The sequence below is a fragment of the Bradyrhizobium sp. dw_411 genome (assembly GCF_018449695.1).
Lineage (GTDB): Bacteria > Pseudomonadota > Alphaproteobacteria > Rhizobiales > Xanthobacteraceae > Bradyrhizobium.
In genome coordinates this window covers 1-20,001 of sequence record NZ_JAAVUY010000036.1, presented here as the reverse complement: position 1 = coordinate 20,001, position 20,001 = coordinate 1, and the positions used below count along the sequence as shown (strand labels likewise).

At 62.1% G+C, this 20,001-nt stretch carries 19 protein-coding genes; 12 read left to right on the top strand and 7 right to left on the bottom strand.

Annotated elements, in window-relative coordinates; genetic code table 11:
• Window positions 1–95: 95 nt before the first annotated feature.
• The 3 genes from ubiA to HB676_RS33335 form a co-directional block, all read right to left on the bottom strand.
• A complete protein-coding gene (ubiA, locus tag HB676_RS33345) occupies window positions 96–1,031 on the bottom strand; it encodes a 4-hydroxybenzoate octaprenyltransferase (RefSeq protein WP_213742768.1) in 936 nt (311 codons plus the stop codon).
• Between the two features lie 13 nt (window positions 1,032–1,044).
• On the bottom strand, window positions 1,045–1,731 hold the full coding sequence (locus HB676_RS33340) for a hypothetical protein (RefSeq protein WP_213742767.1): 687 nt from the start codon (window positions 1,729–1,731) through the stop codon (window positions 1,045–1,047).
• 255 nt (window positions 1,732–1,986) lie between these two features.
• Window positions 1,987–2,484 carry a hypothetical protein gene (locus tag HB676_RS33335; RefSeq protein WP_213742766.1) on the bottom strand — a complete coding sequence of 166 codons (498 nt, stop codon included), beginning with the start codon at window positions 2,482–2,484 and terminating at the stop codon, window positions 1,987–1,989.
• Window positions 2,485–2,620: 136 nt separating this feature from the next.
• On the opposite strand from HB676_RS33335, the gene HB676_RS33330 reads away from it, so the two are divergent.
• The 6 genes from HB676_RS33330 to HB676_RS33305 all read left to right on the top strand — a co-directional run bounded on the left by HB676_RS33330 (window position 2,621) and on the right by HB676_RS33305 (window position 8,654).
• Entirely contained in the window at window positions 2,621–3,373 is a 753-nt protein-coding gene (locus HB676_RS33330) for a 16S rRNA (uracil(1498)-N(3))-methyltransferase (protein ID WP_213742765.1), read from the top strand.
• A 157-nt stretch (window positions 3,374–3,530) separates the two neighbouring features.
• The gene (locus HB676_RS33325; protein WP_213742764.1) at window positions 3,531–4,709 is read left to right on the top strand and encodes an ATP phosphoribosyltransferase regulatory subunit; all 1,179 of its coding nucleotides are present in this window, start codon (window positions 3,531–3,533) and stop codon (window positions 4,707–4,709) included.
• Window positions 4,706–5,683 (top strand): ATP phosphoribosyltransferase, encoded by a 978-nt coding sequence (gene hisG, locus HB676_RS33320; protein ID WP_213742763.1) that lies wholly within the window; start codon window positions 4,706–4,708, stop codon window positions 5,681–5,683. The genes HB676_RS33325 and hisG overlap by 4 nt, the downstream gene beginning before the upstream one ends.
• A 128-nt stretch (window positions 5,684–5,811) precedes the next feature.
• On the top strand, window positions 5,812–6,849 hold the full coding sequence (locus HB676_RS33315) for a glycosyltransferase family 2 protein (RefSeq protein WP_213742762.1): 1,038 nt from the start codon (window positions 5,812–5,814) through the stop codon (window positions 6,847–6,849).
• Window positions 6,846–7,691 (top strand): ChbG/HpnK family deacetylase, encoded by an 846-nt coding sequence (locus HB676_RS33310; protein WP_213742761.1) that lies wholly within the window; start codon window positions 6,846–6,848, stop codon window positions 7,689–7,691. The genes HB676_RS33315 and HB676_RS33310 overlap by 4 nt, the downstream gene beginning before the upstream one ends.
• Window positions 7,692–7,811: 120 nt before the next feature.
• Entirely contained in the window at window positions 7,812–8,654 is an 843-nt protein-coding gene (locus HB676_RS33305) for a DUF2076 domain-containing protein (protein WP_213742760.1), read from the top strand.
• 85 nt (window positions 8,655–8,739) lie between these two features.
• On the opposite strand, the gene HB676_RS33300 is transcribed toward HB676_RS33305, so the two are convergent.
• Entirely contained in the window at window positions 8,740–9,570 is an 831-nt protein-coding gene (locus tag HB676_RS33300; RefSeq protein ID WP_213742759.1) for a L,D-transpeptidase, read from the bottom strand.
• A 58-nt stretch (window positions 9,571–9,628) separates the two neighbouring features.
• Window positions 9,629–9,886 carry a hypothetical protein gene (locus HB676_RS33295; protein ID WP_213742758.1) on the bottom strand — a complete coding sequence of 86 codons (258 nt, stop codon included), beginning with the start codon at window positions 9,884–9,886 and terminating at the stop codon, window positions 9,629–9,631.
• Here HB676_RS33295 and HB676_RS33290 point away from each other — a divergent pair.
• On the top strand, window positions 9,875–10,654 hold the full coding sequence (locus HB676_RS33290) for a protein phosphatase CheZ (protein ID WP_213742757.1): 780 nt from the start codon (window positions 9,875–9,877) through the stop codon (window positions 10,652–10,654). The genes HB676_RS33295 and HB676_RS33290 overlap by 12 nt on opposite strands.
• 189 nt (window positions 10,655–10,843) lie before the next feature.
• On the opposite strand, the gene HB676_RS33285 is transcribed toward HB676_RS33290, so the two are convergent.
• Window positions 10,844–11,359 (bottom strand): hypothetical protein, encoded by a 516-nt coding sequence (locus tag HB676_RS33285; RefSeq protein ID WP_213742756.1) that lies wholly within the window; start codon window positions 11,357–11,359, stop codon window positions 10,844–10,846.
• Between the two features lie 336 nt (window positions 11,360–11,695).
• On the opposite strand from HB676_RS33285, the gene groES reads away from it, so the two are divergent.
• From groES to HB676_RS33265, 4 genes are all read left to right on the top strand, one after another.
• A complete protein-coding gene (gene groES / locus HB676_RS33280) occupies window positions 11,696–11,992 on the top strand; it encodes a co-chaperone GroES (protein ID WP_213742755.1) in 297 nt (98 codons plus the stop codon).
• A gap of 321 nt (window positions 11,993–12,313) precedes the next feature.
• Window positions 12,314–13,954, top strand: a complete 1,641-nt coding sequence (groL, locus tag HB676_RS33275) for a chaperonin GroEL (RefSeq protein WP_213742754.1) — start codon at window positions 12,314–12,316, stop codon at window positions 13,952–13,954.
• Between the two features lie 121 nt (window positions 13,955–14,075).
• Window positions 14,076–15,272, top strand: coding sequence for a hypothetical protein (locus HB676_RS33270; RefSeq protein ID WP_213742753.1), 1,197 nt, complete (start codon window positions 14,076–14,078; stop codon window positions 15,270–15,272).
• A 135-nt stretch (window positions 15,273–15,407) separates the two neighbouring features.
• Window positions 15,408–16,952 carry an NAD(P)-binding protein gene (locus HB676_RS33265; protein ID WP_213742752.1) on the top strand — a complete coding sequence of 515 codons (1,545 nt, stop codon included), beginning with the start codon at window positions 15,408–15,410 and terminating at the stop codon, window positions 16,950–16,952.
• 136 nt (window positions 16,953–17,088) lie between these two features.
• Here the strand turns inward: HB676_RS33265 and HB676_RS33260 are convergent, their stop codons facing one another.
• Complete coding sequence (locus HB676_RS33260; RefSeq protein ID WP_213742751.1) at window positions 17,089–18,261, bottom strand: ABC transporter substrate-binding protein; 1,173 nt, start codon at window positions 18,259–18,261, stop codon at window positions 17,089–17,091.
• 183 nt (window positions 18,262–18,444) lie between these two features.
• Here HB676_RS33260 and HB676_RS33255 point away from each other — a divergent pair.
• Window positions 18,445–20,001, top strand: a 1,557-nt coding sequence (locus HB676_RS33255; protein ID WP_213742750.1) for a tetratricopeptide repeat protein, incomplete at its 3' end; no start/stop codon positions are given.

The following is a 20,001-nucleotide window of genomic DNA, read 5'->3' as shown; positions in this document are numbered from 1 at the left end:
ACCGTCCTCGCCCCGTCGGGTAGCTGTGCAATTCCAGAGCTTTGTTCGACGCGGTTTCTTCACGCGAACCGGTATCCACTTCGCTCGAAAACGCTTTAAACAGCCGCCCGCATCACCGCATCCGCGAGTAGTCCCGCAAATAGCAACAATCCCGCATCGCGGTTGGATTTGAAAACCCGCAAGCACAAAGCCGTGTCGCTGGTGTCGAGGCGCCTGATCTGCCAGATCAGATGCACGGCGAACACACCAAGTCCGGCCCAGGCCATCAAACCGGAATCGGCCAGCACCAACGCGGCGCCGATCAAGACCACCGCCAGGGCATAAAACGCCGCCAGCGCCTGATGGGTGCGTTCGGCGAACAACAGCGCGGTCGATTTGACGCCGATCAGCGCATCGTCCTCGGTGTCCTGATGCGCATAGATGGTGTCATAACCGATCACCCACGAGATCGAACCGGCATAAAGCAACACCGCGGTCGCATCGATCCGCCCGAACGTGACGGCGAATCCCATCAGCGCGCCCCAGGAGAATGCCAGCCCGAGTACGATCTGCGGCCACCAGGTGATCCGTTTCATGAACGGGTAAACCGCGACGATCAGCAACGACGCAATGCCGGTCGCGACCGCAAAGCGGTTGAATTGCAGCAGCACCACCAATCCGATCAGCGCCTGAACGACGAGAAACACCGCCGCCCGCTTCACGCTCACCTGTCCGGCAGGTATCGGCCGCGAGCGCGTGCGCTCGACCAGCGCATCGAGATCGCGATCGGTGATGTCGTTCCAGGTGCAGCCGGCGCCGCGCATCACAAAGGCGCCGATGAAGAACAGCACGATGATAAGGGGAAGTTGGGCGACCGTGTGGGCGACACCGGCGGCGAGCGCCGCCGACCACCAGCACGGCATCAGCAGCAGCCACGATCCGATCGGCCGGTCGAAACGGGAGAGCCGCAGATAGGGCCGCGACCAGCGCGGTGCGAGCGTATCGACCCAGTTGCCGGTCGCATCCGCAACGGGGGCGGCGACGCTGTTCATCGTCGCCGTTCGGTCATCGCGCGAGCACGTTACCGTTCAAGGTGTCGAACGTGCTGCCTTTCCTGGTATTGTTCGCTTCCGGCAGCGCCGTCGAGGAACCCAGCACTTCGCTCAGGCTCGGACCAGCCGGTCCTTTTGGCTGCTGTGCCGCCTGCTGAGCCACCGCGCAAATCTTCTGCTGCATGTTTTCGCTGTTCTTGTGACCGTTCTTCAACTGGTCCAGCACCTGCGGCGGAATCCCGCACTGGGTCATATGGGTTTCGACATATTTGAGCATCTTGGTTTCGGCCACGCCGAAATTACCGATCAGCTTGCAGGCCTCATCCGGCGGGGCGTGCCGATCGCTGGCCGCCTTGATCAGCTTGCCGCGTTTCTCCGCCTCTTCGCGCAGCGGCATGAAACCCTTCATGCAGTCGGCTTCGGTGCCGCTCATCGACGGCGCAGCCGGTGCGCCTCCGAATCCGCCACCGTTGACAGGTGGCGCACCACCTGACGGAAACGAGGCAGGACCGGCACCAAAGGACGTCACCGGGGCGGCGCCGTTCACCGGCGGAAACGCCGGATCGTTGGCCGGCGCGGCAGCCCGGCCGGGCAGCGGCGCCGGAAAAGCGCCCTGCGCAAAAGCCTGGCTGTTAAAGGCCAAGCCGGCATGAAAAGTGGCGACGGCCAGCGTGAGCGGCACAATCAGGCGGCGGATCATCAAAGCTGTTCCTCAAGGCAAGGCCCAAATGGCCCCTAGCGTCTTCCCGACAGAAGAGCGACTCCGATAGGGTATTTTACGATTCCTGCCAGCCCTTAACAACCCGTGGAATTGGGCAACAGCGCGGCGTTGCGCCGCGCCGAATGGCCAATAATCGCGTAAATTCTCATTCTTTGGGCTAAAAGGCCGCCCGATTGGACTATTCGCCGTCCAAATATGCCCTGACGCTACCACCGCATCCGCTTTTGACCCACTTTACCTAATGACATCGAAGTCGCCGACCGGCCCGGTCGGTATTTTCCGCTGTGCCTGTTGCGCCGCCATACAGACCTTGTCCCGCATCGTTTCGGTGCGTCGGTGCTCGGCTCTGAGCCGGTTGGCGATCTCCGTCGAAATTCCGCATTTCGCCGAATGGGCCTCGACATATTTGATCATCTCGACTTCGGACTCACCGAAATCGGCAATTAGCCTGCAGGCCTCGTCAGATGACGCATGCCGATCGCGGGCAACCACGATCAGCTTGCCGCGGTCCTGCGCCTTTTCGCGCAAGGCGGCAAATTCCTCCACGCAGACATCCGAGGCGCCGTTCGAGGGAGCCATCCAATTCACCGGCGGCACTGGCGATGCGTTGCTCGCGGGCGCGACAGCCTGACCGGGCAGCGGTGCAGGAAAAGCGCCCTGCGCGAAAGTCTGACCTGCGTGAAGGGCGACAGCGGCGAAAGTCAGCGACACGATCAGGCGGCAGACAATCAAGGGACTTCTCCGGTGGGATCCAAAGGTCCGCAGTTTTCGATGAAAGGCGCTTTACGACGGCTTGAGCTATCCATAACAACATCCGTCGAATTGGGCGACAGCGCGGCGTAGAGGCGGTACGGATTGGACGTCAAAAATGCCTGAACTGGACTTCCGAGCCCCTCGCCTGTTCATCGACGCCCCCTTGGTAACAGGGCAAACGATCCCGCTTGAGCGCAACCAGAGCAATTACCTCGGCAATGTGCTGCGCCTGGCCGCGGGCGACACCATTCTGGTGTTCAATGGACGCGATGGCGAATGGCAGGCTGCCATTGCCGGCCGCAAGCGGCCCGACAGTCTCGAAATCATCGACCAGACCCGGCCGCAGGATCGCCTGCCCAACCTCGCTTTTGTGTTTGCACCGCTCAAACACGCCCGGCTCGACTACATGGTGCAGAAAGCGGTCGAGATGGGGGCGTCATCCCTGCAGCCGGTTTTGACCCGTTTTACCCAGGTCTCGCGGGTGAACAGCGAGCGGATGCGGGCCAATGTCATCGAGGCGGCCGAACAATGCGGCATCCTCAGCATTGCTGATGTTGCCGAGCCGGTTCCGCTCGATCGTTATGTGAGCCAGCGGGAAGCCACGCGCCTTCTGGTGTTCTGCGACGAGGCCGCCGATGTCATCAATCCGTTGCAGGCGCTCCAAGCCGGCCGGTCGGCGACCCATGGCATCGATGTCCTGATCGGCCCCGAGGGTGGTTTTGCCGAGGAAGAGCGCGCCATCCTGCTGCGGCAGCCGCAAACCCTGCGGCTTTCGCTGGGGCCGCGGATTTTGCGCGCCGATACCGCGGGGGTGGCCGCATTGGCGCTGATCCAGGCGGCGCTCGGCGACTGGACCGATGGCGGGTAGCGTGACCGCCGCCCGGCGTTAAGACACTTGATTAAGCGACTTCCTAATAAGGCGGCCGATCCCTGTCGAAACCCGGCCCGGGCCATGCTATGGCCTGCGCCCTATCCTTGGGTACCTGTTTGGGAACCCGCTTTTTTTGGGTTATTTGGACGTTGAGATGACCGAGACCGCCGCCCCTCGCGCGACCGGATCCGCCGCACGGGCGGACGCGCTGCTATTGTCGTTTGCGCAGGCCGGCTACGTCAGGGCCGAGCCGGCGATTTTGCAGCCGGCCGAGCCGTTTCTCGATCTCTCCGGCGAGGACATCCGCAAAAGCCTCTATCTGACCACCGACGCCAGCGGCGAAGAACTGTGCCTTCGCCCCGATCTGACCATTCCGGTGGCGCGCGGCTATCTGGCTTCGAGCCAGGCCGGACAGCCGGCCGGGTTCAGCTATCTCGGCCCGGTGTTCCGTTATCGCGGCGGACAAGCCAGCGAATTCCTGCAGGCCGGCATCGAATCCTTTGGACGGCAGGACCGTCCCGCGGCCGATGCCGAGATGCTGGCGCTGGCGCTCGAGGCGACCAGTGCGTTCGGCCTGACCGATGTCGAAATCCGCACCGGCGATGTCGCGCTGTTCATCGCGCTGATCGATGCGCTCGATCTCTACCCGGTATGGCGGCGGCGGCTGATCAAGGACTTCAACCGCAAGATCAACCTGGCGCAGGATATCGAACGGCTGACGCTCGCGACCGGACCTAGCCGCAACGAATATGAAGGCGTGCTCGCGGCGCTGGCCGGCTCCGACCGCAAGGCGGCGCTGGCGCTGGTGACCGATCTGATGTCGATCGCAGGCACCACCAATGTCGGCGGCCGCTCGGTGTCGGAAATCGCCGATCGCTTTCTCGAACAATCCACCTTGAAGGGCGGCGCGTTGCCGCGCGATGCGCTGTCGACCATCAAGCGCTTCCTCGCCATCGCAGGCGATCCCGACGACGCGATCGCGCAACTGCGCGCATTGGCGGCCGACACCAAGCTCAACATCACCCACGCGATCGATGCGTTCGAAAGCCGGGTCGGCTTCATGGCCGCGCGCGGCGTCGACACCCGCCAGACGCGTTTCTCGACCTCGTTCGGGCGCGGCATCGATTACTACACCGGCTTCGAATTCGAACTGCACGCCAGGGGCAACGGCGTCGAGCCGCTGGTCGCGGGCGGCCGCTATGACGGGCTGCTGAAGCGGCTGGGCTCGCCATCAGCCATTCCGGCGGTCGGATTCTCGGTCTGGGTCGAGACCCTCGCCAACATCGGCAAACCTACTGCAAACAAGCCAGCCGCCAAAGGGAGCGCGTCATGACGGCCCCCTTCGTCCTCGCCGTCCCCTCCAAGGGACGCCTGCAGGAAAACGCCGAAGCCTTTTTCACGCGCGCCGGATTGTCGCTGGCAAAGCCGCGCGGCGCCCGCGACTATCGCGGCACCATCAGCGGGCTCGACAATGTCGAGATCGCCTATCTCTCGGCCAGCGAAATTGCCTCGCAGCTCGCGCGCGGCATGGTGCATCTCGGCGTCACCGGCGAAGACCTGGTGCGCGAAAGCATCCCCGATGCCGACAAGCGCGTGCTGCTGATCGACAATCTCGGCTTTGGCAGCGCCAATGTCGTGGTCGCGGTGCCGCAGGCCTGGATCGATGTGCGCACCATGGCCGATCTCGACGACGTCACCACAGGCTTTCGCGAGCAGCATAACCGGCGCATGCGCGTGGCGACCAAATACATCAATCTGACGCGGTCGTTCTTTGCGTCGCATGGCGTGGTGGACTACCGGATCGTCGAAAGCGCCGGCGCCACCGAAGGCGCGCCCGCGGTCGGCACCGCCGAGATGATCGTCGACATCACCACGACGGGCGCGACTTTGGCCGCCAATGGCCTCAAAGTGCTCGACGACGGCGTGATCCTGCGCAGCCAGGCCAATCTGGTAGCCTCGCGTGAGGCCGACTGGTCGAGCGAAGCGCGCGAGACCGCGCGCGTCATTCTCGATCACATCGCGGCCCGTGCCCGCGCCAGCAAATATCGCGAAGTCCGCACCCGTTTTGCGGAATGCACCGCAGCACTGCTGACCGAGGCCCATAATCGCTTTGGCGTGGTGTCGCCGTTCGGCGGTCCGACCTCGTCGGGGATGGTCACGCTGCATTGTCCGCCGGCGCAGCTTTACGCGCTCGGCAGCTTCCTGCGCACGCACGGCGCCGACACGGTTTCGGTGGCGTCGCTCGATTACGTGCTCGACCGCGACAATCCGCTGTTCGCCAGGCTTGAGGCCTTCCTGCGGCAATGAGACGGTGGACTACGGCCGATCCCCGTGGCGACAACGCGTGTGGCGACAACCCACGTAGCGACAACGCATGTGGCGACAACTCTTGGCGATTGCCATATGCTGTTTTCTGGATGGTTGGAACCTGATCGATGATGCTGGGTACCGATGTTTCGAGCCTGTCGACGACCGCGGTCACGGCTGCGGCGCAGGGCCTGTCGATCGTCGTGCCCGTCTATAATGAGGCGGCCGGGCTGGCGTCCCTGCACCAGCGGCTTGGCGCCCTGGCGCACACGCTGCGTGATCGCTATCGCCTCACCTGCGAAGTGATCTATGTCGATGACGGCAGCGCGGACGCGACGCTCAGTATCGCACGCGGGCTCGCCGCCGATGCGCTCGACGTCCAGGTAGTGTCGCTGTCGCGCAATTTCGGCAAGGAAGCCGCGCTGATGGCCGGACTGGACCACACCCGGCGCGGGGCGGTCCTGTTCATGGACGGCGATGGTCAGCATCCGCCCAATCTGGTCGAGAAGCTCGTCGGCCACTGGATCGATGACGGCTACGACGTGGTCTATACCGCGAAGGCCAATCGCGACAATGAATCGTTCCTTCGGCGGCTCGCCGTGCACGGCTTCTACGCACTGATCAATTGGGGCGCGCGGCAGAAAATTCCCGAAGATGCCGGCGACTTCCGCCTGCTGTCGCCGCGCGCGGCCGCGGCCTTGAAGCAGCTTCCCGAACGCAATCGTTTCTTCAAGGGCCTCGCGAGCTGGATCGGCTTTCGCCAGATCCGCGTCGACTACGAACCCGCCGCCCGCGCCCATGGCGTCACCACGTTCAGTCCCGGCCGGCTGGTCGGGCTGTCGATCGAGGGCCTGACGTCGTTTTCGGTCGCACCGTTGCGGTTCGCCAGCCTGCTCGGCGTGCTCTTGGCCTCGGCGGCCTTCTTGTTTGGGCTTTCGATCCTCTGGGAAACCTGGATGAGCGGGAAATCAGTCCCCGGCTATCCCTCGCTGGTGGTCGGCCTGATGACGATCGGCGGCGTGCAACTCATCATGATCGGCATTGTCGGCGAATATATCGGCAAGATTCTCTCGGAGCTGAAGGCCCGCCCGATCTATTTCGTCGCCGAGCACAGCGAAAAGCGCGTTGAGGACAGCAGGGCCGGCGAGCGGACCGCCGCCGAATGAACGACGCCACGCCGATGCGCCGCATCTGGCTGTGCGCCGACGATTACGGCATCAGTCCCGGCGTCAATCGGGCCATTCGCGATCTGATCGAACGCGGCCGCCTCAATGCTACATCGGTGATGGTGGTCGGCCCGGCAATCGGCCGCGAGGAGGTCAGCGCGCTGCAAGCCGCCGCCGCCAATAGTCCGCGTTGCGCGATCGGCCTGCATGTCACGTTGACGGCACCGTTCCGGCCGCTGACGATGCATTTTCAGCCGCTCGATGGCGGCATGTTTTTCGATTTCGCGAAACTGCTGCGCGCGGGACTGCTGCGAAAGCTCGATCCCGAGATCATCCATGCCGAATTGAAGGTCCAACTCGCGGCCTTCAGCAAATTGTTCGGCCGCGCGCCTGATTTCGTCGATGGTCACCAGCACGCGCAGTTGTTTCCGCAAATCCGCGACGCCTTTCTGACCGCGGTAAAGGAAGCCGCCCCCGGCGCCTGGGTACGCCAGTGCGGTCGCCGTCAACCGCTGACGCAGCGGCTCGGCTCAACCAAGGCGCTGGTGCTCGACGTCTTGAGCGCGCAATTTCGTCAACGCGCCGGGCGCGCCGGTATCGCCGTCAATCCCGGCTTCGCCGGCGCCTATGATTTCTCCCGGCCGGCCGATTTCGGCGCGCTGATGCAACAATTTCTCGACCAGCTGCCGGACAACGGCGTCGTCATGTGTCACCCCGGACTGGTCGACGACGTCCTGGTCAGCCTGGACCCGCTCACCGACCAGCGCGAGCGCGAATACGCTTTTCTCGGGGGCGAGCATTTCTCGGGCTTGCTGGCGACGAATAAAGTTACATTGGGCTGATATGGGGCCTCTCTTCGGCGCGCTTTTGTCGCATACAGAAATTTAATCTGCGACGACACTACTTGGGACACAAAGCGCCCCTACATCTGGCCCGCGCTTGCAACGCGAGGGAGAGAATCGATGACACCGCAAGAACGCCAGATGGTTGACGATCTTTTCGGCCGGCTCGCCAAAATGGAGAGCGCGCCGCGCGATCCGGATGCGACTTCGGCGATCGCGCAAGGCCTGCGCGTGGCGCCCAATGCGGCGTACGCGCTGGTACAGACGGTGCTGGTACAGGACGAAGCGCTGAAACAGGCCCACCATCGCATTGAGGAGTTGGAGGCCGCTGGCACACCCGACCAGCATCCGTCCGGCGGAGGATTCTTGGATTCGATGCGCGATGCGGTGTTCGGACAGAACGCGCCGCGCGGCTCGGTGCCGAACGTCCCGCCGCCCCAAACTCCTCCTGGTCGTCCGGTCTGGAACAGTGGCCAAGTCCTGCAGCAGGGACAGTCGCCCGGACGTTATGACCAGACCCCGTATGGACAGCCCTATGGCGCACCCCAAGGTCAGATGGGCGGTCCGATGGGTGGCGCGTTCGGGGGCGCAATGGGTGGAGGCAGCTCGTTTCTCGGCACCGCGGCTGCGGCGGCGGCTGGCATGGTTGGTGGATCACTATTGCTCAACAGCTTCCGCGGCATGATGGGCGGCAACCACCAGGCTTTCGGCGATACGGCGGTCACCGGCAACCGGAGCCCGTGGAGCGATCAATCCCGCAGCGATCTGGCGCGTGACGCCGGCGTCAACGATATCGGCTCGAAAGATCTCGCCGCGCAAGATCGTGCCCAGGATCTGGCTCAGGACCGCGAGGACGACGATCTCGCCGCGCAAGATCGCGCTCAGGATCTGGCTCAGGATCACGACGACATGGATCTCGATTCGGATGACTTCGGCGGCGATAACGATAGCGACTACGCCTGACGAAATTCACTGCACGCATTAAAAAACGGCCGCTCGAACGAGCGGCCGTTTTGATTCTCAGACCGTGACTTTCTAAACTTGCAGATCAGATCACGATGACCCGCGCGCCGACATTGACGCGGCCGTAGAGGTCGATCACGTCTTCATTGCGCATCCGGATACAGCCGGACGAGACGTTGGTGCCGATGGTCCAGGGCTCGTTGGAGCCGTGGATGCGATAGAGCGTCGAACCCAGATACATCGCGCGCGCGCCAAGCGGATTTTGCGGACCGCCTTCCATGTGCCGCGGCAGATCGGGACGGCGTGCCAGCATTTCCGCCGGTGGCGTCCAATCCGGCCATTCCTTCTTGGCGGAGATCTGCTTGACGCCGGACCAGGTGAAGCCCGGGCGGCCGACACCGATGCCGTAACGCAACGCCTTGCCGTTGCCCTGCACCAGAAACAGGAATTTGTTGGGCGTATCGACGACGATCGTGCCGGCACCTTCCTTGCCGGTATAATCCACAAGTTGCTTCTCGAATTTCGGATCGAAGGCGGGATGCGCGGGTTCGCCCGGATCCTGTTGGCGCATCGACTGTTGCGGCTCTCCCTGCAGCATCATCGGACGCTGCGCCGGATAGGATTGCTGCTGGTAGGATGGCTGCTGCTGATAGCCGGGCTGCTGCCGATAACGATCGCCCTGAGGCGGCGCATCGCCGAACAGAAACTGGATGAAGCCGCCGCCCATATTGTTTTGGTCGGCCGAAGCCATCCGCACCGGCGCTGCGGGACGCGGCGCAGGCTGACCGGCATAGATCACGGTGGGTTCGGAGAGCGCCGCGGCGTTGGTAGCGAGGGTCTGCGCGACGGCCTGATTGAATCCGGCGTCTAGAAAAGACGCGCTGGCGAGCAGCGCAAGATACATTCTGTTGGACATCGACGTACTCTGTACTGTTTCGTCACTGTTTAATCTTGGGAACGCCCGAGCGGCGCCTTTACACACCACTAACTAAGATCAAAACCGCATCGGTTTGGTAAACGGAATCGGCGTTTCGATTCACCACATCGTCAATTGCGCGCGCTTTTGCCCGGTAGCGTTTATTTTCGATGAACGCAGCGCACGCATGGTTAACCGTTGGTATGCGGCCATCGGCACCGGTTTTGATAACGGGTTCCGGCGTGAACTCCGTGTTAAATCGGGTCTGCTTAAAACATGAGGATTGAAGTTCAGGGAAAGTCTCATGCCGGTTCATCGCAGACGTTTTCGTATCGAAGAAGCTTTTGTCGGCGAGCTGCCGATGTCGATGCCACCGGAAGTGGACAATGGCGAGGTTGGTCCCATGCACCACGAAATCATGAGCGAGCTGCGCGCGATCCGCGCCCAGATGGCGACCCCCAGCGCGAGCGTGGCGACAGGGCCGATCGGCGAAGCGGCGTCGCGCGAAACCGCCGAAGCCCATGCGCTGCTCGAGACCTATCGCGCCCAGATCGAGCAATGCGAGAAGCTGAAGGTCGAACTCGATCTCATCTATGATGCGATCAGCCGCACCAAGCGTGAAATCGCGGTTCTGCACGGCAACAGCTTCAACGGCGAGGAGATGGCCAAGGTCAATGGCGAACTCGGCGCCGTGGTCGGGGGCACCGAAGAAGCTACCCAGCAAATCCTGGAAGCCGCGGAATCGATCGACAATGCGGCCACCGCCCTGAGCCGGATCACGACGCCGGACCAGCAAAAGCTGCTCAGCGAGGAAATCCAGGAACGCGTCGTTTCGATCTTCGAGGCCTGCAACTTCCAGGACCTGACCGGTCAGCGCATCAAAAAAGTGATGACCACGATGAAGTTCATCGAAAATCACATCACCGTCATGATGGACATCTGGGGTGGCGTCGACGCCATCAAGGCGCACGCGCCGCCGATCGTCGACACCCGCGAGGGCGACGCCCGGCTGCTGAACGGACCGAAGGTCGAAGGCGACGTCGGCCATGCCTCGCAGGACGACATCGACGCGCTGTTCGATTAAGTTCCGATCGATTCCGATAAACGAAAACGCCGGCCAAAAGGTCGGCGTTTTTTGTTTAGGTCGTCATTGCGAGCGTAGCGAAGCAATCCATAGAGCCACGAAAATAATGGATTGCTTCGTCGCGGAGCCTGTCATCGGGCGCGCATTCGCGCGACCCGTTGGCTCCTCGCAATGACAAACTAATATTTATCAGGCCCGCGGCGCGCAGCGGACATAGACCATGTTGCCATAGCGGGTCGCCGCATCCTTGTCGGTAAAGCGGGTGATCAGGACACGTCCGTCAAAGGAGACGATTTCGCGGTCCTGTTCGCCGCCGGCCGGGCCGGGCGGACCGATATAGTTCTTGCCGCTCGGGCTGCCCTTGAGCCGCAATTCCTGCGGCGTCGCCTGGTCGGCCAGATGCATGATCACGCCGCCGGTAGAGCCGGCGCCGATCACATAGGGCTGTTTGCACTGGGCCCGCGCCGCGGCTTCGGTGCGCGCGCGATCATTGGGATTCTGGAACGACGCCAGACCCCAGCGGCCGACGATCTCGTCCGGACGGATGCTCGCCGGCATCTCGGGCGCCGGGCCCGGCTCAGGCGCCACCGAGGGAGAAGACGAAAAGGACGGCAGGCTCATGCTGCTGCAGGCGCCCAGGAATATCGTCAGCACCGAGGCCATCCCCAGATTGGCAACTGCGCGCGCGTTACGTGACGTGACCATGGCATCCCCCAAACAATTCCCGGCCGCACCCATCCGCAGCCAAGCGTAAAACTCCTGTCGGAGCAATGATCTCCAGCAAATTACGCCGGCGCTCCGATTTAGTTTCCTTAAGCATCCTATATCTGCCTCACCAAGGGCTTAACCCCCCTTTGCTTGACAGGATCGGCGTCAAGCCATATTCCCGGTCGCACAATTAGCACTCCGAAAGCGCGATTGCTAAGGGTGCGAGTGGTTCGGCCCTTGGTGGTGTCGGATATGCCCGTATCCCGACCCACTTTCGATGACACACCAGACCTGAACCAGACCTGAAAACCAAAGCCTCCAAAAGGAACTGTCATGGCTAAAACCCAATTTCGTCCCCTGCATGACCGTGTCGTGGTCAAACGTATCGACGCCGAGGAAAAGACCAAGGGCGGCATCATCATCCCGGACAGCGCCAAGGAAAAACCCCAGGAGGGTCGGGTTGTCGCAGTCGGCCCCGGCGGGCGCGACGAGGCCGGCAAGCTGATCCCGATCGACATCAAGACCGGCGATCGCGTGCTGTTCGGCAAGTGGTCCGGCACCGAGATCAAGCTCGACGGCGAAGATCTGCTGATCATGAAGGAATCCGACATCATGGGCGTGCTCGCCTGACACAGCTAGCAGTCCCGCTGTAGTCGTTGTTTGTCGGCGCAGTTGTTTCTTCCCTTCTCCCCAACCAACTCGGGTTTACCCGAGTTGGGATACTGAATTTGTCGAAGTCGGATATATCCGACTTCGAGTGGGAGAAGGTGGCGCGCACAGCGCGCCGGATGAGGGGTCTCCATCCGCGGAGACATACCCCTCACCCGTCACGAACGCACTTCGCGCGTCCGTGCCACCCTCTCCCACAAGGGGAGAGGGGAAGAAACCCTGCGGCGACGGCATCAGCACGCGACAAAAGACCGTATTCCAATCATCCAGGAGTGAATTCACATGGCTGCCAAGGACGTTAAATTTTCCGGAGACGCGCGCGATCGCATGCTGCGCGGCGTCGATATTCTCGCCAATGCCGTCAAGGTGACGCTCGGCCCCAAGGGCCGCAACGTCGTCATCGAAAAGAGTTTTGGCGCGCCCCGCATCACCAAGGACGGCGTCACCGTCGCCAAGGAAATCGAGCTTGAGGACAAGTTCGAGAACATGGGCGCGCAGATGCTGCGCGAAGTCGCCTCCAAGACCAACGACACCGCCGGCGACGGCACCACCACCGCCACCGTGCTGGCGCAGGCGATCGTGCGCGAGGGCGCCAAGTCGGTTGCCGCCGGCATGAACCCGATGGACCTCAAGCGCGGCATCGAGATTGCGGTCAAGGCCGTGATCAAGGACATCGAGAAGCGCGCCAAGCCGGTCGCCTCGTCCTCCGAAGTGGCCCAGGTCGGCACCATCTCCGCCAACGGCGACGCCGCGATCGGCAAGATGATCGCACAGGCGATGCAGAAGGTCGGCAATGAAGGCGTCATCACCGTCGAGGAAAACAAGTCGCTCGAGACCGAAGTCGATATCGTCGAGGGCATGAAGTTCGACCGCGGTTACCTGTCGCCCTACTTCGTTACCAACGCCGAGAAGATGACCGCCGAGCTCGAAGACGTCTACGTGCTGCTGCACGAGAAGAAGCTGTCCGGCCTGCAGGCGATGCTGCCGGTGCTGGAAGCCGTGGTGCAGTCGGGCAAGCCGCTGTTGATCATCGCGGAAGACGTCGAAGGCGAGGCCCTGGCCACGCTGGTCGTCAACCGCCTGCGCGGCGGACTGAAGGTCGCCGCCGTCAAGGCGCCCGGCTTCGGCGATCGCCGCAAGGCGATGCTGGAAGACATCGCGATCCTGACCGGCGGTCAGTTGATTTCGGATGAACTCGGCATGAAACTCGAAAGCGTCACGGTCAACATGCTCGGCCGCGCCCGCAAGGTCGTGATCGACAAGGAAAACACCACCATCGTCAGCGGCGCCGGCAAGAAAAAGGACATCGAAGCCCGCGTCGGCCAGATCAAGGCGCAGATCGAGGAAACCACCTCGGACTACGACCGCGAAAAGCTGCAGGAACGTCTGGCCAAGCTGGCCGGCGGCGTCGCGATCATTCGCGTCGGCGGCGCGACCGAAGTCGAAGTCAAGGAGAAGAAGGACCGCGTTGAAGACGCCCTCAACGCGACCCGTGCGGCTGTTCAGGAAGGCATCGTGCCGGGCGGCGGCGTCGCGCTGCTGCGCGCCAAGAAGGCCGTCGGCCGTATCCACAACGACAACTCCGACGTGCAGGCCGGCATCAATATCGTGCTGAAGGCGCTGGAAGCTCCGATCCGCCAGATTTCGGAGAACGCCGGTGTCGAAGGCTCGATCGTGGTCGGCAAGATCCTCGAGAACAAGTCCGAGACGTTCGGCTTCGATGCCCAGACCGAAGAATATGTCGACATGGTCGCCAAAGGCATTATCGATCCGGCCAAGGTGGTCCGCACCGCACTGCAGGACGCCTCTTCCGTCGCCGGCCTTCTGGTGACGACCGAAGCGATGGTCGCCGAACTGCCGAAGGAACCGGCGCCGGCCGCCGGCGGCGGACACGGACATGGTGGTGGTGGCATGGGCTTCTAAGCCCGCGCCAACTGGCAACTGACATCGAAGGCCGCCTCCGGGCGGCCTTCTTTTTGGCGAAACCTGCAGGGGTTTGCTAGTGAGGGGATAGCCTACCGATTCTTTTTCGCGAGGATTCCAAATGCGCGCGCTTCTGTTCTGCCTGATCGGACTGATGACGGCCTTGACCAGTCTGGCCTTCGGCCAAATGAAACTCGCGCCAAAGGCTGCGCCGGGCGCCAATGAGGTCCGGTATTTCACCGCCATCGACGGATTGATGGACGGCAACGCCGACGTCATCCTCAAGGAAACCCGTCAGGGCCGAACTGTCACCGCCGCCACGCTCGACGTCTGCTATCCCGTGGCCAAGGGCGCCGATCGCAAGGATCGCTTTGTCGTCAACCTCGCCGTCAACGGCCAGACCCTGAGCGGCACCACGCAAAGCCTTGGCGACAAATCGCCGGTCACGGTGAAACTCGTGCGCAGGCCGACCGGCGAGAATTTCGAATTCAAGGGCCAGATCAACATCGGCCAGACCGTGACCGAAGTGGCATCGAGCGATAATACCGACGTCAGTGAAAAGGAATTCCTGGACAACCAGGCCAGCGATGACGGCATCACCGCATCACCAAAGGATTTTACCGAAGTGTCGCCGGAATCGGTCGGCGTTCGGCTCAAGCTCGACGCGGCGGTGGATTTTCTTAAAAGTCTGAAGGGACAAAACGTCGAGGTGGCGCTCTCCAGCCTTGCGGTCACCTGCGAGGCGATGCGCGCCGGCGAGCAGACCATCAATCTCAGCGTCGATCCGGATCGGGCCGCGGCGCTGATCGCGAAATCTCGATCGTTGCCCGGGGTCGTTTCCGTCGGCTGGACCACCGGCGTGGTGGAGATGGAGCGCACCATCCGTTTTGCGGCGGCCGACTGGCGTAATGGGGATAAGCTCAACCGCGACAAGATTGCTGCGACGATTTCCAATGTGCTGGCCGGAACGCTTTCGGCCAAATCATCGTCGTCGGTCTGGAATGACAATAGCGGGAAACTGAAACTGACATTCAAGCGGCCGAGCCAGATCTTCCCCGCGCTCGACCTCACCGAGGTCATCGAGGTGGTCGCCCTGGTGGCGCCGGATAAGCCGGGAGCGTCCGACCGGCTGATGCTGTGGATCGGCAACCCGGCGATCTCGACCACGGACGAGAGCGCCGGCGCCAAACTCAGCCTCGCTGAAGAAACCAGCGGCGAAGAGGAAGGCGAGCAAAAGGCCGACAACGGCACCATCGATGCGCTGGCCAGGGAATTCCGCGGCCAACGCTGGGACACGGATAAATCGGCCTGGAAATAAGCCGGTTTTCGCGCCTTCGCATCGCGCATTGGCTTTGAACGCATTCTTTTTATGCAATCGCGCATTTGACATGACGCGCTATAGCGGCAATGAACGGGGCCTATCCGGACAGGGCTTTTTGGGAATTCAGGCTGAATGGCGCGCTATGATGTCGTGGTGATCGGCGCCGGCCTTGGAGGCTTGACGGCCGGCGCGATCCTGGCGCGGGCAGGACGCAAGGTTCTCGTGATCGAGCGCAGCAACTCGGTGGGCGGCGCCGCCTCGAGCTACAAATCCGGCGACTTGTTTGTCGAAGGTTCTCTGCACGAAACCAGCGATCCGCACGATCCCCGAGACCCCAAGCACAGCGTGCTGACGCGCGCGGGGGTGATCGACGCCGTAAAATGGGTTCCGGCCGGCGCTTTCTACCAGGTGCGGGGCGGCCCGATCGATCCGCCCTTCGTGATGCCGGACAATTTCGACGCGGCGCGTCTCGCCCTGACGACGCGTTTTCCGGAGGCCTGCGCCGGCATCCATCAAATACTGGGAGAGATGGAGCGCATCGCGTCCACGCTCGGCACGCTCTCGCAGGGCCGCGAGGCTTTCAAAAATCCCCGCGAGGCGCTGGCCGCGCTGTTGAAGTTCGCGCCCGCCCTTCCCGACTGGCGGCTATCGCTGTCGCAAAAGCTCACAAAAGTTTTTGGCGACAATGAAGCCGTCAAATGCGCGCTGGCCGCCAATCTTTCTTATTACCACGACGACCCCGCGTCGCTGTGGTGGATCTACTTTGCGATGGCGCAGGGAAGCTATCTCCAAAGCGGCGGCCGTTACGTCCAGGGCGGATCGCAGCGGCTCTCAAGCGCACTGGCCCGTTCTGTCAGGACATCGGGCGGCGAAGTGCTGGTCCGCCGCGTCGCGAGCGACATCGCTCTGGACCCGCAGGGCCGCGCCGGCACCGTGACCCATACCGCGCGCGACGGCAGCGATCCGCAGGTCGTCGAAGCGCTGCGGATCATCAGCAATGCGGCGCCGGCATCGCTGGCGGCGCTGATGCCGGCCGCAGCCGCCGAGAAACTGACCAAAGGCTACGCGAAGCGAACATCGTCGATTTCGTTGTTCGCCCTCACGCTCGGCATGTCGAAGCCGCCGCGCGAATTCGGCATATCGGCCTATTCGACCCAGTTGCTGCCGCGCGAGATGGAGCGGCTGTCGGATTACGCGCAAGGCGCGGCGCTGATGGCGAATGAACCGGGTGAGCGAATGCCGCCGCTGTCGATCGTCGATTATACCGCGATCGATTCCGGCATTCCCGCGCCGCCCCATGTGTTGCTGATCTGCGGACCTGACCTGCTGTCGAACTGGGACAGTTCGGACCCGGATGCCTATCGCAGCAAACGCGGACGGTGGCAGGACGCCATCGTCAATTATCTCAATTCGATCTATCCCGGGTTGGCGCAGGGCGTGGTGGCGTCGTCCTTCAATACCGCGCTGTCGGTACGGCAATATCTCAACGCGCCCGGCGGCGCCGTCTATGGATTCGCGCCGACACCACCAAGCGCGTTCTGGCGCAGCCCGGCCGGTTCGCCGCGCACCGCGGTATCAGGACTTTATCTGGCGTCGGCCTATGCGGGCTTTGGCGGCTACACCGGCGTCGTGCAAGCCGCCGGCGCCTGCGCGGACATGATCCTGCGCGAGGGCTGAGGCTCCTCACCATAGGGGATCTGCGAACTCATCCAGGCTCGCGGCTCCTCATGAGGAGCCGCCTCTTGGACAAGCCGTGTCCGCTTCAGAACTCATGGACGGAACGAAACAATTGGCAATTTCACACTGAGCGCCCTCAGGGTTTCATCGGGCATTTGTCGTGGAAGCGATCCTGATCGTCCTTGACGGCGATGGCGACCGTCTTGAGCGCGAGCGCGCCGTCGGCGTCCTTCACCACGTCCTGCAAATAGAAATTCTGAATAGGGACGTGGTTGTTGCCATAGCGGAACGAGCCGCGGACGGATTTGAAATTCGCTTTCTCCATCTCCGCCTTCATCGCATCTTTTTTGGTCAGATCGCCCTTCACCGCGACCACCGCGCTGTTGATCAAATTCACCGCATCATAGGCTTGCGCCCCGTAGCCGCTTGGACGCAAGCCGGGGTATTTTTTACGATAGTCGGCGACGAAACGCTTGTTCTCATCATTGGGCAGGTCGTTCACCCATTCCAGCGCGCCGAAAATGCCGAGCGCATTTTCCTTCTGCAGCGGCAGCGACAATTCGTCGATCGTACTGTCCGTATAAAGCGGAATCTGCTGCTTGATTCCAGCCTGGACATATTGATTGAGGAATTGCACGCCGGCCGCTCCGGGAAAGAACACAAAGATCGCTTCCGCTTTGGAGTTGCGCGCCTTTGAGAGCTCGGCCGAAAAATCGAGCTGTGTCGGCCACACCGTATATTCCTCACCCACCACCTCGCCTTTGAAAGTGGTCCGAAAGCCGCCTACCCGATCCTTTCCGGCGGCGTAATTAGGCACGATCAGAAAAACGGATTTGATGCCCTGCTGGTTCATATATTGGCCCATCGCAGCCGGCGCCTGGTCGTTCTGAAACGATGTCAAAAACACGTAAGGCGAGCACAATTCACCGGCGAGTTGCGAGGGCCCGGCATTGATGCCGATCAGGAAGGTTTTCGAATCGACCGCAGGCTTGAGCGACGCCAGCAAAACGTTCGACCAGTTATAGCCGACGATGAAATCGACATGATCGGACTGAATCAGCTTTTCGGTCTTCTGCTTGCCGACATCCGGCTTCTGCTGGTCATCCTCATAGATCACCTCGACCGGCCTTCCATCCATCTTGCGGCCGATGTGATCGAGCGCCAGTTCGAATGCGTTGCGCGCGTCGGCGCCGATCGCGGCGGTCGGGCCGCTGAAAGTATCGACGAACCCGATCTTGATCGAATCCGCCGCGATGGCGGGCGGTGCGAACGCGATTGTCATCGCACCCAATAGCCAGAATGCTCTCATATGGATTGCTCCTCCCGACAGGCTACGTCCGCACGAGCATCACCGTTGCCGGATGGGCTCGTGTCATTTTGGGAAGCAGCTTACGAAATCTCAAACGCCGTCACAACCGACGATTACGCAGCCAGCCTTCCTGAGAGCAACAGAATCAACTATCGGTTGTTCGATTGACCGAGCTGGATCCCGATGAACCGTCACGAGCGCAGACTGGCTGCCAAAGAGTCCGAGGCTGCCGGGACCAAGGCTGCCGGGACCAAGGCTGCCGGGACCAAGGCTTCCGAGATCAGTGCTTCCGAGACCAAGGCCGCGGGAATCACGTCACCGGCAGCGACGCCCGCCACGCTGCACGCGGCTGGCCTTGAGCATTTTGCGGCAGGACGGCATCTGGACGCCCAGATGTGCTGCGAGAAAGCGCTGGCGCTCGATGCTGCGCACGCCGATACGCTGCATCTGACCGGTCAGATCTGCCTTCACGCCGGGCAATACGACCACGCAATAGAGTGGATCGCACGCGCGATCCGGCAAGAACCAAAAGCCGAGTATTTCAAGAACCTCGGCGCGGGACTCGTGGGCCTGGGGCGGCACGAGGATGCCCTCATGGTGTTTGGTCAGGTGGTGCAGCATAATCCGGAAGACGCCAACGCATGGAGGATGCTCGGTATCGTCCAGGCCAGCCTGGGACGGAAAGAAGAAGCGATCCTGAGCTATCGCCAAACGCTTAAGCTCAATCCCGACGATTGGGAGGCCGCATATCAAGCGGGCCTTCTTCTCTATGGACTGGGGCGGATCGAAGAAGCCCTCGCCTGCTTCAACCTGCATGAAAGGATGACGGCTGAGAGCGCGCTCACACCGCTGATGCGCGCGCTTGCCCTGTTGATCCTCAACAGGGTCGAGGAAGGTTTGCTCGACATTAAAGCGGCCCACGCGCTCAATCCGGCGAACGCCGAAATCTGCAATCTTGTCGGCCAGTTCCTCGCGCGCCTCGGAAGAGATGACGAGGCGCTGCCGTGGTACGACCGGTCACTCGATCTGCAGCCCAGCGCCACGGGCCCCCTGGGCAATAAGGCGTTCGCGCTCAATCATCTCCACCGGTTCGCCGAATGCCTTGTGCTTTACGACAAGATCAGGACGATCGATCCGAATAATATGAAAGGCGTCTATCAGGCCTCGCTGGTGCATCTGTTGACCGGAAATTTCGAAGCAGGTTGGGCAGGGCGGGAAGCTCGCTGGGCCGTCGCTGGTCTGCCGATCGAGCGTTCCGGATTGTCCCAATCGCTGTGGCTCGAAAGGGAATCGATCGATGGCAAGACCATCCTCGTTTTCGCGGATGAAGGAGCGGGAGACAGTATTCAGTTTGCACGTTACGTGCCGATGCTGGCTGCCCGCGGCGCCCGTGTCATTCTATCCGTAACCGATCCCGTACGCCCCTTATTGGCGGGCGTGCTCGGCGTCGCTCAATGCGTTTCAATATCTGTCACGGCGCGACCGGCTTACGATCTGCATTGCCCGATCACTTCCCTGCCGCTGGTCTTTGAGACGCGCCTCGATACCATCCCTTCCGGACTGGGTTATGTGCCGCAGCCGGAACAAGCGCACCAGCAGATGTGGGAGGCCCGGCTTTCCGAACGCCTTGGCAACGACAGCAGACTGCGGGTCGGGCTTGTCTGGTCAGGCAATCCGAAGCACGAGAACGATCATAACCGGTCGATTCCCCTGCGCATACTGTCAGGCCTTTTCGGCGCG